At 37.2% G+C, this 13,418-nt stretch carries 14 protein-coding genes; 8 read left to right on the top strand and 6 right to left on the bottom strand.

What is annotated here, in order from left to right:
- Window positions 1–4 precede the first annotated feature (4 nt).
- Together B1R93_RS00730 and B1R93_RS00725 are read left to right on the top strand one after the other, a co-directional pair.
- The gene (locus B1R93_RS00730; RefSeq protein ID WP_088102084.1) at window positions 5–361 is read left to right on the top strand and encodes a response regulator; all 357 of its coding nucleotides are present in this window, start codon (window positions 5–7) and stop codon (window positions 359–361) included.
- 109 nt (window positions 362–470) lie between these two features.
- Window positions 471–734, top strand: coding sequence for a hypothetical protein (locus B1R93_RS00725; protein ID WP_088102083.1), 264 nt, complete (start codon window positions 471–473; stop codon window positions 732–734).
- 132 nt (window positions 735–866) lie between these two features.
- Here the strand turns inward: B1R93_RS00725 and B1R93_RS22845 are convergent, their stop codons facing one another.
- The 3 genes from B1R93_RS22845 to B1R93_RS00715 all read right to left on the bottom strand — a co-directional run bounded on the left by B1R93_RS22845 (window position 867) and on the right by B1R93_RS00715 (window position 3,070).
- Window positions 867–1,040: a hypothetical protein gene (locus B1R93_RS22845; protein ID WP_165763692.1), complete on the bottom strand. Its 174-nt coding sequence runs from the start codon at window positions 1,038–1,040 to the stop codon at window positions 867–869.
- A 139-nt stretch (window positions 1,041–1,179) separates the two neighbouring features.
- Window positions 1,180–2,142 (bottom strand): DMT family transporter, encoded by a 963-nt coding sequence (locus B1R93_RS00720; RefSeq protein ID WP_245308155.1) that lies wholly within the window; start codon window positions 2,140–2,142, stop codon window positions 1,180–1,182.
- Window positions 2,111–3,070, bottom strand: a complete 960-nt coding sequence (locus tag B1R93_RS00715) for a proline dehydrogenase family protein (protein WP_088102081.1) — start codon at window positions 3,068–3,070, stop codon at window positions 2,111–2,113. The genes B1R93_RS00720 and B1R93_RS00715 overlap by 32 nt, the downstream gene beginning before the upstream one ends.
- Window positions 3,071–3,202: 132 nt before the next feature.
- On the opposite strand from B1R93_RS00715, the gene pdxR reads away from it, so the two are divergent.
- Window positions 3,203–4,606: a MocR-like pyridoxine biosynthesis transcription factor PdxR gene (pdxR, locus tag B1R93_RS00710; protein WP_088102080.1), complete on the top strand. Its 1,404-nt coding sequence runs from the start codon at window positions 3,203–3,205 to the stop codon at window positions 4,604–4,606.
- Window positions 4,607–4,755: 149 nt separating this feature from the next.
- Here the strand turns inward: pdxR and B1R93_RS00705 are convergent, their stop codons facing one another.
- The gene (locus B1R93_RS00705) at window positions 4,756–5,406 is read right to left on the bottom strand and encodes a DsbA family oxidoreductase (protein WP_280949464.1); all 651 of its coding nucleotides are present in this window, start codon (window positions 5,404–5,406) and stop codon (window positions 4,756–4,758) included.
- Window positions 5,407–5,601: 195 nt separating this feature from the next.
- Window positions 5,602–5,877, bottom strand: coding sequence for a hypothetical protein (locus tag B1R93_RS00700; protein WP_088102078.1), 276 nt, complete (start codon window positions 5,875–5,877; stop codon window positions 5,602–5,604).
- A gap of 112 nt (window positions 5,878–5,989) precedes the next feature.
- Here B1R93_RS00700 and B1R93_RS00695 point away from each other — a divergent pair, with 112 nt between their 5' ends.
- The 3 genes from B1R93_RS00695 (at window position 5,990) to B1R93_RS00685 (ending at window position 8,101) form a co-directional block, all read left to right on the top strand.
- The gene (locus tag B1R93_RS00695) at window positions 5,990–6,394 is read left to right on the top strand and encodes a hypothetical protein (protein WP_088102077.1); all 405 of its coding nucleotides are present in this window, start codon (window positions 5,990–5,992) and stop codon (window positions 6,392–6,394) included.
- A 182-nt stretch (window positions 6,395–6,576) separates the two neighbouring features.
- Window positions 6,577–7,083, top strand: coding sequence for an RNA polymerase sigma factor (locus tag B1R93_RS00690; RefSeq protein ID WP_165763691.1), 507 nt, complete (start codon window positions 6,577–6,579; stop codon window positions 7,081–7,083).
- Complete coding sequence (locus B1R93_RS00685; RefSeq protein ID WP_088102075.1) at window positions 7,076–8,101, top strand: anti sigma factor C-terminal domain-containing protein; 1,026 nt, start codon at window positions 7,076–7,078, stop codon at window positions 8,099–8,101. The genes B1R93_RS00690 and B1R93_RS00685 overlap by 8 nt, the downstream gene beginning before the upstream one ends.
- 288 nt (window positions 8,102–8,389) lie before the next feature.
- Here B1R93_RS00685 and B1R93_RS00680 read toward each other — a convergent pair whose 3' ends face one another.
- Window positions 8,390–9,418 (bottom strand): S-layer homology domain-containing protein, encoded by a 1,029-nt coding sequence (locus B1R93_RS00680; protein ID WP_088102074.1) that lies wholly within the window; start codon window positions 9,416–9,418, stop codon window positions 8,390–8,392.
- A gap of 334 nt (window positions 9,419–9,752) precedes the next feature.
- Between B1R93_RS00680 and B1R93_RS00675 the strand changes: the two genes are divergently transcribed.
- Window positions 9,753–11,492, top strand: coding sequence for an ABC transporter ATP-binding protein (locus B1R93_RS00675; protein ID WP_165763690.1), 1,740 nt, complete (start codon window positions 9,753–9,755; stop codon window positions 11,490–11,492).
- The gene (locus B1R93_RS00670; RefSeq protein ID WP_088102072.1) at window positions 11,489–13,231 is read left to right on the top strand and encodes an ABC transporter ATP-binding protein; all 1,743 of its coding nucleotides are present in this window, start codon (window positions 11,489–11,491) and stop codon (window positions 13,229–13,231) included. Before B1R93_RS00675 ends, B1R93_RS00670 begins: the two co-directional genes overlap by 4 nt.
- The last annotated feature ends 187 nt before the right edge of the window (window positions 13,232–13,418 follow it).

Raw genomic sequence — 13,418 nt, 5'->3', positions numbered from 1 at the left:
ACAAATGGCAAAAGTATTAATAACAGATGATGCTGCATTTATGCGTATGCAATTAAAGGACATAATTTCGAAATTAGGTCATGAAGTAATCGGGGAAGCGGATACTGGACAGGTTTCTGTTGAAAAGTATAAGGAATTAAAGCCAGACCTCGTTACGATGGATATTACGATGCCAGAGATGGATGGAATCGAGGCTTTACGAGAAATTAAAAAAGTAGACCCAAACGCTACGGTCATAATGTGTTCAGCTATGGGCCAACAAGGAATGGTTGTTGAAGCGATTCAAGCGGGGGCAAAAGACTTTATCGTTAAGCCGTTTACTGCTGAAAGAATTGAGGAAACATTTAATAAACTTCTTTAAATATAATAAGTATCACACTACTCTTTTTATCGGGTATCTAAGCTAGAGCTAATAAGAACGTTCTATTTGAGGGAAGGCTATTGGAAACAATAAAAAGAGGAGTGGACATATGATAATAAATGGGGCGGTTATTTCCGGTGAATTTGATCAGCCATCCAACGAGTTTTCATTACAGAAAATTAAACATTTTTACACCGAATCAACGCTTAAAGAAAATCAGGTAAATACATTATATGAATATTTAACAAAACATAAAGATGATGTAGATGGGCAAGTGATTACTTTATACGATCAAATGCCGATACATTTAAGCCAATCCGAAATTATTCAAATCATTGCTGACCTTGAAAAAATAAGGACCTTGTATCATTAAAAAGCTACATATAAGGTGGGCACTGAAAAAGGTGATTTTCCCTTTTTCAATGCCCTCTAAGTTCAGTGGCTGCCATATAAGAGGGGGGATCCATAAAAGGCATTGACCTTCAAGTGGCCCCCCTTTTTTTGTTTATTTAGCTGTTTTTCTTACATTTTCATAACGTTGAACGACACTTAAGTATCTATCACTATACTGGGTTATCACTAGTGTGGCCGCGTCTTCTACGGATACCCCTTTATGTTTTGCAATTTCCTCAAGTTTATGTTCTACCTCTTCACCAATTTTAATCGCTAAATCTTTCAAGATATCCCCACTCTCATACATGATTCAATGTAATGATGTGTTTATTGTATTCATTTTGCTTCATGTTGTATAGAGGATCTGCAACTTTAACATGTCTATTATAAATTTTTACAAATTTCATTGATTGTGACCATAATAGCTATTTCGATAAATCGCTATGAGTAGAGTTAGAATCTTTTGAAGTAATATAGATGGCCATAAGGACAAAAACAATTGCAATGAGATGAAACCAATATAAACGTTCTTTTAGAATGAAAAAAGAAAGGATAACCGTGCTAATTGGTAGGATACTAGTGAGCACACCTACCTGGTTAGCTGGAACTTTTTCAACTCCTTCGTACATGAGAATAAACGCAATGACAGTAACAATGACTCCAAAATAAATGAGTACGCCCCAATCTAACAATGAAATAGCCCGTAATGATACCCTCTGTAAATCATAAAGGGCAAGTGGGAAAAACAGAATTGCACCAAATAGACTGACGGCTGTTGACATGGTAAGTGGTGTTACTTTTTTTGATAGCTGTTTCCCACAGAGAATGAAGGTCGCCTCTCCAATGATAGCTGCTAAAATGAGCAGATTCCCTAGTACTGGGTCTGACCCCCGGTTGTCCTCGAAAAAAAGGCTTCCCATATGAATACATAATGTCCCGAGTATAGCTAGGGTCATGCTGACTATTGTAAGCCGACTAGGTGTTTCTTTTAGAAAAAGAAAGGCTAATATGGCAACGATTGCCGGAAGTGTACTAGTGATAATCCCACCTTCAATGGCTGTTGTTAGTTTTAACCCGTATAGCATAAAGATGCTAAATAAGAAGACACCCGAAACTGCCTGTAAGAAGAGGAGACTGAGCTCCTGTTTAGTTAATGAAGGAATCCCCTCACGTCTTATTAATAACGGGATTAAAATCAATGTAGCCAACAGAAATCGAATTTCTGAAGTAAGAAACACAGGTAGGCTTTCAACAAGTACTTTTCCCGCAACTACGGAGCTTCCTACTATAACCATAGAAAGGCTAATTTTAATATATGCTACCTGCTTTTCAGTCAACATTGCATCTGTTCCCCAATTAATAGCGGTTGAGTGGGGATGAAGGTTCATTCATCATATCAGCTATAAAGGTATAGAGATTTGGAGGGAATTCTGCTAAGCGATGGCAAAGGTATAAATACCATTCCGAGCCGTATGTTAAATAGACTCTCGTATGAATCCCATTCTCTTTCAAAGACTTTAAATATTCGGGACTAATTCCATAAAGCATTTCACACTCTACTAACTCGGAATGAAGCAACTGTTTCTGAAGGAGCGAAGAAATAATCGATTGATCATGAGTGGCAACCGAAAGTGGATGGTTGGCTGCAATAATCATCTCGACAAGTTGTAAATATCGTTCATTCAAAGCATTTGAACGAGAAAGAGCAATGTCACTTTCTTCTTCAAAAGCTCCTTTCACTAAGCGGATTTTTCCGGGATAGTTTAAAAGAGCTTGAATATCCTTTTTCGTTCGGTGTAAATGAGCCTGAACGGTAATTCCTACATTTGGATAGTGGTTAGCTGTGTTTTGATAAACGGTAAGAATTTGGTCTGTTTTGGAGGATTCCTCCATGCTTATCATCACCGTATAGTTCCTTTTCCTTGCTTCGTCCGCGATTTGGTGTAAGTGGATTTCAGTTTGTCTTAAGTCAATAGCTAAACCGATGTGCGATAAATCAAGTGAAATTGTCCCATCATGAAGGGGGGGATTCAAATCAGTTATGAGCCCAATGATTTCATTTTTTGCTGCAATACATTCTTCCATCTGTTGAGTATTTTCGCCAATGTATTCGAGAGATACTTGATAGCCCTTATGAACAAATTGTCTTGCTTTTGCAATGGCTTCTTCCCTAGTTTCACCTGCAACGAAACGTTTAGCCCCTCGTAGTAAAATCGGATATAAATCGCTTGACTGTTGAATATAGCTTTTGATTTGTTCGTTCCGGGCGATTGACTTTAACGCTTTTGTAGCATGTTGGGCTTGTTTGGATACCATGTGTACATCCTCCTTCAAGTTATTAAAATGTAATTTCTTCCATGACTTTATCATGCTAAACTGGTGGAGAGTAGTACCACTTTTTCTTAAATTTAATGGTGCCAATTTTTGTAGTTAGTGGAGGAGACGAGCATGTTATGGGTTCCAATCGATAGAAACCGAGAAATTCCGTTCATTCGTCAAGTGTATTTACAAATTAGAAATCAAATTTTGAAAGGTCATTTAGTTGGAGGTCAACGATTACCGTCAACGCGGCAATTAGCGACTGAATTACAAGTGTCGCGAAATGTTATTATGGAAGCGTATGAACAGTTGTTGGCGGAGGGGTTTATTGAAACTCGTCAAGGCGCAGGGACCTATGTTGCGAAGGGAGCCTTTTTAGAGGAAGACCGTGGAGACGTTCAGCGGACTAACATATTATTAAGATCTACGCACAGCCAAAAAGTGATTGATTTTCGTTCAGGAATACCAGACTTAGGTTATTTTCCGCGAGTAATATGGGCGAAATTAGCAGCTGACATTTATCGTTCGAGTACGGATTCGATGTTAAGCTATGGTGAGCCAGAAGGACGTTATGAATTAAGGCAAGCAATTTCTAAGTATTTAGGAAGAACTCGTGGGGTCCATTGCCACCCGGAGCAGATCGTTGTTACCTCAGGTGCAACACAAGCTTTAACAATGATAACAAAACTTTTGCTTTCAAAAGGGGATACTGTCCTTATAGAAGATCCAATCACCGATGATATTCAAACAATTTTCACACAAACAGGAGCGAATCTACACCCGATAACTGTGGATAGATATGGAATGAACACCGATGCGCTATCTTCAGGGTTAAATCCTAAATTCGTCTTTGTTACACCGTCACATCAGTTCCCATTAGGTAGTACATTACCAATTCAGCGCCGAATTCAATTGATTCAATTTGCAAGGGAGAATGGCTGTTATTTGGTCGAGGATGACTATGATAGTGAGTTTCGTTATGCAGGATTACCTGTTAGTTCATTACAAGGCTTAGCGCCAGAGCTAGTGATTTATGTTGGTTCCTTCAGTAAAATCTTATCACCTGGATTGCGACTAGGCTATGTAATCCTTCCCTCACACTTGATTGAACAAGGAAGACAAGTAAAGTGGTTCTCTGATCTCCATACACCTTCTGTTGAGCAAGTTGTATTAGCACGGTTTATCGAAGCAGGTTATTTAGAGCGCCATATTCTTAAAATGAAAAAAATCTACAAAAAAAGGCGTGACTTTCTTATTCAGCTTTTGACTCAGTACTTCTCCGACCAAATCAACATTCTTGGTGATTCGACAGGCTTGCATATAATTGTTGAATTTAAAGAGCTAATGTTTACCTCGGAGTTCTTTAATAAGATGGTTAATAACGGTGTACGGGTTTATCCTGTAGAAAGACATGCGATTGTAAAGGGGAAACATAAAAACAAAGTAATTGTCGGGTATGGACATCTAGGAGAGGACGAGTTACAGGAAGGGATAGCAAAGCTTAGTCGCTTCATACAACAGGTACGTTGTTAGTCGATTAATTAGATAAATAAAAAATCGCTCATCCATGGTGGAGGCCACGGAAAAAGGTTGATTTTCACCTTTTCAGTGGCCTTTTAGGAATGAGCTACGTGAAAGGAGTTTTTCAGTGCTCTCCCTACATGTTAGTAACCTCTTATTAATTATTCTTTCGGAATTTCACAGCCGTTATCATCACAAGTTGTACCTTTACTTTCGGCTGTAAAAGGGTCATCCTGTTCAATAATTTGCTGGAGTGATTGGACGAATACCTCTGTCGGTTGTGCACCAGATATCGCGTATTTTCGATTAATGAGGAAAAATGGAATACTACGAATGTTTAACTGTTCCGCTTCCTGCTCATCTGCCCGCACCGCATCTGCCATGTCATTGCTTGCAAGCATACTCTTGACCTCAGTGTAATCCAAACCAACGTCTTCTGCTAGTGCAGCTAACGTGTCATGATCTCCAATATGCCTCGACTCTGAGTAATACGCTCGTAATATTCGCTCGGTCATTTCATGCATATAGCCCTTCGATTTTGCAAACATCACTAAACGATGAGCGTCAAACGTATTTGTCAATATTTGCGTATCAAATCGAAAATCGACGCCAGCCTCTTGGGCCATTTGCTCCATATTTCTACAATTCGTCTTCGCCTGTTCCAAACTCATACCATATTTCTGCGCTAACTTCTCGTAAATATTATAGTTCACATCTCGCTCCATTGTAGGGTCTAGCTCAAAGCAGCGATACGAAACAGTTATAGGCTGTTCAATCTGCTGAAGTGCGTCCTCCAGACGCCTCTTGCCAATATAGCAGAATGGTCAAGCAAAGTCAGTCCACATTTCAATGATCATTTCAACTACCTCCAATCCTTTCACTAAACCTTAGTATACTTAGGTTGTCCAAATTTGACCACTTTAGTGCATAAGGAAAAAAAGAGTGGTTCCTTTTACGAAAAATGTAAAAAATTATTGTTGGCATATTCCTGACACATTAGAACTTTATTATTGGACATGTAAGGCAAAATAAAAAAATTGGAGATTGGTTTGCATGTTAAATGTACTTTCTACAAAAATTGTGACACTACTAGCAGTAGGAGTTGCAGTCCCATCCTTGATCGTAGGGGAGTTCTGATGTTGAAGCAGAACAGAACCAAGCAAGATTAGAAAGAACGTCATGGATACAGCAATTAGATGAAGAGACTCAGGAACAGCTTCAAATGTATCAAACAGTAAAAATGGTTGAGCTAGTATACATAGGGCTTCCCACATTCTAAACATGTGGGAAGCTTTCCTTTTTATAGAGGAACGATTATCCTTAAATTTGTAAGAGCCATTCTTGATCATAGTTACTAGGTTTTAAATATGGAATCAAAAAAGGGAGCGATATGATTTGAGGAAGGTTGTAATAGCTTTTTTTCTAATGATAATATTAGCTGGCTGCGGTGAGAACGAGCAAACGTTAACAAGAGTAGATATCCAAAAGTTAAATGTAGAAGGAATTGTAGTCGATGTAATGGTTACGGACGAAACGAGTGTTTATAACTTGAAAGCTGTACTAGAGGAGGTAAGGTGGGAGTCAGGTGTTGAAGCCGAAATGGTAAGATATGAGGATATACGGGCGACCTATTTTTACCAGCTTGACAAAAATATGCCTGAACGATTGTTTCATTATCGAATCTGGTTTAATAGCAACGAAACATCAACATGGATGAGCAATGAAGCAAACCAAAGCTATGGGACGTTAGACGAGGCGAACACTAAGGTGTTAAAAGAGGAGCTTTTAAAAGAAAGATAGATAATTCACACATCCTTCGAGTCCAAGATGACAGATTCGATATTAGGTGTCAGGAATTTAGATGAAAATTGCAAGAGTATATAAATGAGATGCGCTCTTTTTCTAAGGGGGCTTTTTCTTTTTAAGATAATTGTAAACTTTTGTGAAGGTCAGTCGTTTTATAAGTGAAAGGGGGGGAGTTATTGAATACCGATGCAGCGCTGCAACAAATATTAGAAGAAAAAACGAAAACCATTTATAAGTATTTAATAAAGGTTGGCGCGAACCCTCGTGACGCTGAAGATATTGTTCAAGAATCGGTGTATAAATACATTCTCTATATGGATTCAATCGAAACGTCCAAAGTATATAGTTGGTTATTTCGGGTTGCGATTAATCAATATTATGATTTGTGTCGAAAACAAAATAGACAAATTCGTATTTCTTTTGAGCATGTTGATTTAATAGATGATGAACCACTTCCAATTGATTACATCCAGCAACAAGAATTACGAGAGGACATTAATCAAGTCATGCATCAATTAAAACCCGTATATAGACAGCTGCTTTTCTTAAAATACGAACTTGAATTAAGCTACGAGGAAATAGCCGATTTGTTAGATTTAAAGCGTGCTACATTAAAAACGTATTTATTTCGTGCACGAGAAACATTTAAGGAGATTTATAGGAGGGAAGCTAAACATGACTGACCGTGAAAAGGAATTAGACAAGCTTTTTGAAGATACTTCGAAGGGGAAGACGCCCCTTCAACAAACGATAAAAAGGGCAAAAAGAAAAACAATAATCCGTAATATTTTCATATCCGTGTTTGTTGCACTATTTGTTTTTGTAGCACTCGGTTTCACATGGCTATACATTATGCACGAAAATCAAGAAAATGCGCTACGTGATATTCAGTTATTTAGTGAAATTACAAGTCCCAATGTGAATGAAGCTGGTGTACAAAATATGGGAAATGGGATCTTTGAGGGGATTCTATTTATCAATCGGTATAAAGAAATAGGCGGAATTCCTGTTAGCTGGAGCGACAATGTGCAAACCTACAGTTTATTCGGAGGTGTTAGCCGGTTAGCGGGTGATCATTCTCCTATTCACGTTGAGGACCCTGTAGATGGGCAAATACGTTATTATGACCGCGAAACAAAGCAGCGAATGTTAGAATTCTATCATCCCGATGTTGAATATCAAACAATAAGAAACGATTTACTACAGCTTGATGAGAGAATGCAAGATAAAACAATTGAAATGGCAATTTCGTTTGATAAAAAATATAAACCAGAGGAAGTGCGAGCATTATTAAAAGATGTAACACTAAAATGGTATTGGGCCGATACGTATACAGATCTTGAAAGATTAAAGGAAGTCAACACCCAGTCTGAAGAGGAAGAGGAGGAAATCTCGATCCCAGCATCTCCTGAGCTCGCTAATCAAATCTATGGCTTTGATGAAATAAACGGCGGCTCAATAAACAGTGAGGAAGCGTTCATAGAAGCTATTAAAAATGGAATTAAGGAAAAAAACGGAAAATACTATGGTGAATTTGAGCGGATTTACCACCACTTAAAAGGTGATTCTGAAGAACTTCATGCTGAGAATGTAAATGTATTAGGGGCTGTCATTACAGGGACACGTGAGCAATTAGAACCATTATTAAATCAAAAGATGGTTCGCGCATCTGTATTCGGTGTCATGGTTGAATCTCAATAAAATAATAATTAGAGGACGATGCTGGCAATTGCGGCATCGTCTTCTTCAAGTACTTATTAAATTGAAGAGTATTCAGCAAAGGTACTTTTAGAGTTTCGGTTATTTACTGAATGTAGTGCGGTTATTTATTACTTATTGGTTTTCTTTATTAATCGAGAAAGAAAAGGCTAAGGCAGATTTTATTGAACGAAATGCAAATGTAAAAATACAGCAATTAGGTAAATGGAAAAAGGGAGCAAGTAACCGCTCCCTCTTATTTAAAGAATACCTTTTAAAACAAAGTAGACTTTAATATCTAGAGTACTTATTTATTTCATAATAGTATTTATAAGAAACTGAAAAATCTCGTGATAGTCGACCAAAGCTATCTTTTAAAAGCACCAAATTTATCAGTTCCTCTTTATCATCTTCAATTGTCCATAAATACCCAACAGGATAACGCTGCTTTACTGTAAAACGATTTGAGTATGGTTCAATTTCGACTCTAACTATTTTGCCAATGAAATGCTCTTCCATATATTTGTTCACTATGTCGGGAATTCCAGCTTCATCATCCGCTACTGAGAAAGGTTCTAACCCAGCTAATTCAATATCAATTTTTTCGTTGTTTATTTCAACAGTTGCTATATTACCTGCTTGGGTGTGCCATCCAGTTAACGTCCCTTCAAACTTCATTGGATTAAACTTAATTACTCTCGTTAAAAAAGTTGAAAACTCAGCTCGTGTAACATTGCGTTTTGGACCAAATTCAGTTTGAGAGTAACCTGCTATTAAATTATTTGATGCTAGTTCTTCAATTCCGTTTTTTGCCCACTTTACGTCAGATAAATCCTTAAAAGTAATTTCTTTCTTACCATATCCTTGTACATAAGCTTTCGAGAGGATAACAGCAGTTTCCGCACGTGTAATTGGATTTTGGGGTTTAAACGTTCCGTCTGTATAGCCACCCATTAAGCCTTTTTCAGCAGCAATAGAAATTTCCTTTATAAAATAATGGTCCTTATCCACATCAGAAAATTTACTTGAATAAGAAGAGGAAGATTGGTCTATTAAATGTGGATAAAGTTCTCTTACAAGTAGTGCGGCGGCCTGACCTCGTGTAATAGAATCATTTGGACCAAAAATGCCATTACCGTAACCTGAAATCGTACCTCTTTCAGTTAAAAAGTAAATACTCGATTCGGCCCATGGCACAGAATCTAAATCATAAAATACTTTACTTTCGGTAACTGTTTCTGCATGAGCCGACATGAACGAAGTGTTAAAACTCACACATAAAACCAGAAAAGTAATAAAAATGCAAAAATACTTTTTCATTTGAATTCCTCCAATAATCTATGACTTTTAATTTCTATTATTTCTAATATTATACAATAGTGCAAAAAAGTCAATAATAGATGTCGTGTTCAAGATATAAAGGTAAACTACTAAATGTGGTGATAATTCAGGGTTTAGATAATGAGGGAAGATTGAAGGTAAATATATGTAAGATAAACCTATATCAAAAAAGAAAGTAGTTGATTTCAACAAAAAACTGAGGTAATTATTATCTGTTTTACCAAAAAATGTGGTACGGTAACATAAAATTAGAATAAAAAATGATGGGCGAATGTCATTATGAAAGCGTTATTATTTAAATGGAGTGGTCAATTTGTCAAAGTTTATAAGTCAGTTGATTCGTTTATCAAAGGATCGAACTAATATTTATTTGTACCTCGTAGCGGCGATATTCGTTGGGATTAGTGATGTAACATTAGGGTATGTAATTAAGGAACTTACTGATCTTCGGGATGATGCTCTTACGGAAATCTGGTATTATGTCTGTCTTTTAGTGATTGTTGCGGTATTTGGGACGTTCTTTAAATATGTTACTAGATATGTCTCTGGAAAATTTTGTTTCAAGTATATACAGAAATTACGGGAACAGCTCTCTACTCATATTATGAAGCTTTCTGTACCGCAGCGAGATCAAGTTAACGCTGGTGAGTTCGTTTCTAAGCTGTCTAATGATATCAATCAGCTCCAACAATTTTTGCAAGGTCCTTTCTTTCAATTACTTTATCAACCAATTATCTTTTTACTAACTTTCACATTTCTAATTTTTATGAGCTGGAAGCTTGTTATCATGACGTTGGTCATTGTTCCGGTAACTTTATTTTTAGCTAATAAAATTAGTAAGCCAATTAGTGGCTTTCGTAAGCGTGAATCAGAAATCCAGTCTAACATGCTCACCATTGCCCAAGATTCGATTGATGGTATTCATATGGAGCGAGCCTATAACTTACAAAGTATCTTCAATCAAAAGTATGATCATGTGGTGAAAGAGCTTGTTCACTTTATGCTTAAGCGAGAAAAACGGCAGGCGCTGCTTACACCGTTTCAGATGATAATTCATATTGTTCCATTATTAATTTGCTCAATTTATGGGGGCTATTTAGCGATTAATGGTCAATTAACTGCGGGGGAGTTGTTTGCATTTGTCTTTTTAGTCCAATATCTTATAGACCCTCTAGCAATGATCCCAAGTTTAATTGGAGGAATGAGGACTGCGGATGCCTCGTTTCAACGTATTAAAGATGTATTGGCACTACCAATAGAGCGTAAAGGTGGTAATGAAGAAATTTTGCAAGTAGAGTCTAGTGAACCCGTTATAGAATTTTCACAAGTGTCTTTTCAGTATGAAAATGGTGTGCACGTTTTGCATGATATCAGCTTTAAGATCAATCGAAATCAAACCGTTGCTTTAGTTGGATCAAGTGGATCTGGAAAAAGTACAACCTTGCAATTGGTTTGTGGTCTTTATGAGCAGCAGAAAGGAGATATTTATCTTTATGGAAACGATATGAGAAAGTTACATTTGCAAAGCGTTCGTGAAAAAATAGCGATGGTTTCACAAGATACGTATTTGTTTCCAGGGACGATTGCCGAAAATATATCCTACGGGAATCCTCATGCTCGTTTTGATGAGATTGTGGAAGTTGCAAAAGCAGCCTGTATTCATGATTTTATTATCGAACTTCCCCAAGGGTATCAGACGCTTGTCGGTGAACGAGGCTACAATTTGTCTGGAGGGCAAAAACAAAGGCTCTCTATCGCCAGAGCATTATTGAAACCTGCGTCTATTCTCTTGTTAGATGAAGCGACGTCTGCATTAGATCATGGATTGGAAACTTCCATTCAATCAGCGTTAGACGAATATGCTAAGAAACGCACCACCCTCGTCATTGCTCATCGTTTATCAACAGTCATTAAAGCAGATGAGATTCTTGTGTTTGATAACGGAACGATAGTAGAAAGAGGAACTCATGAGGATTTAATAAAGAATGGTATACGATACAGAGCATTATATGAGAAACAATTTTCAGAAGAGCTGTTGGAGGAAGCGCAATGATGGATTATTTGCAAATGGGGAAAGAATTTACAAGAACACTATCCTTTTTAAAACATCGAGCCTTATTCTATTTTATCGGAATGCTGGGAATGTCGCTGATGTTAGCTGTTATTCCTGTCGTTCAAGCAATGATTATCAAAAAAATGATTGAAGCTGCAGAATTTAAACAAATGTCCCTTTTAGTTGAAGGAATCTATCTATTAATTGTTTCATTGCTTTGTCTCTGTATCTTCATCCCACTGTTTCGTTATATGTATAATGCGTGTGCAAAGCGAACTGAAGGGGATCTCCAAGTTGAGGTCTTTAATCACAGAAGTACTTTACCAATTAGGTACTTTGAAAACAACCATAGTGGGATTTTATTATCGAGATTAACGAATGATGTAACAACGATGACAGGTCTTTACACAGGGAGGCTCAGAAGGCTCATTGCTCCTGTTATTTATGGATTAACGGCGGCAGTTCCGATGTTTCTTTTGGATTGGAGGCTTGCCTTAGGTCTGGTCACTCTAAATGTTATCTCGATGTTTTTTAACGTGTTATATACAAAGCCGATTCGGCGTATTAGTAGTGAAATTCAACATTCACTTGGTATGTTGTCATCTAGAATTGTTGATATTCTCTCAGGCTTTACGGTGATAAAGCTGTATCCAATACGAACATTGATATTAAATAAGTATAGCGAGCAAAATCGTCGTGTTACCGAGCAAGCGATAAACAGAGAGAAAAAAGGTGCATCCCTTGATAGTCTGAATTACCTTCTAGGTATTATAAGTACGATGTTTGTACTAATTGTTGGAGCTATGATGGTTTCTTGGGGAGAGACGACATTCGGAACCCTTTTTGCACTAATGTTTTTACAAATGCGTTTAAACCGTTCTTTTCTAGAAGTTGGATTGTTTATTCCCGAGGTACAAAATGCCTTAGCTGGGTCTGAACGAGTATTTACTTTTCTAGATGAAAAAAGTGAACCCACTCACTATTCTTCAAGTCAGGAATTGAAGAGTGAGAGTCAACCCTATCTTTCTATGAAAGATGTTCATTTTACTTATGGAGAATTTGGGAGTGTATTAGACGGAGTCACGTTTTCAGTTGAACAGGGTCAAACAGTTGGTTTTGTAGGAGAGAGCGGTGGTGGAAAAAGTACAATTTTTAAGTTGTTGTTAGGATTTTTCCCTGCAAATCATGGGACAATGACAATAGCTGGGAAATATGTTGGTGAGTGGACGTTAAAGGAGTTACGTGAACAAATCGCTTATGTTCCGCAAACACCTTATCTTTTTAATGGAACGATTAAAGAGAACATTAGATTTGGTTCACCTGACGCAAATCAAGATGCAGTAATGGCTGCAGCGAAAGCAGCTTTTGCACATGACTTTATTTTGCAGCAGCCCAAAGGCTACGAAACAATGGTAGGAGAGCAGGGAAGCCGTCTATCAGGAGGACAGAAGCAAAGAATTGCGATTGCACGGGCGATTTTAAAGGATGCTCCGATTTTATTACTAGATGAAGCGACGTCGGCACTAGATTCAGAATCTGAATATTGGGTTCAAAAAGCAATTGAAAAATTAAAAGAAAATCGTACAACGCTTTGTATTGCACATCGATTATCAACCATTGAAGAGGCAGATGCTATTTTTGTCATAAATAAAGGAAGAGTTGTAGAACATGGAACCCATGAGGCGTTAATCAAAAACGGTCAGTACTACAAGGACATGGTAAAACAAAGTGAAAGGTGAGATTGCTTGTTTCTAAATGTTTGTTATTAGATAAATGAGTAATATGGTTTAGAAGTCATACAAAAAGTGATAATAACGAAGAAATTGCTGTTTAATTCAATATTTATATAGTAGAATAAATAAAATTAAAGGATAGATTTTGCTACGATTCTTAAAGAGAGGTATCGTTTTTTCTGGTAAATAAAGT

The sequence above is a fragment of the Halalkalibacter urbisdiaboli genome (genome assembly GCF_002156385.1).
Lineage (GTDB): Bacteria > Bacillota > Bacilli > Bacillales > Bacillaceae_D > Halalkalibacter_A > Halalkalibacter_A urbisdiaboli.
This window is presented reverse-complemented; position numbering and strand designations above follow the sequence as displayed.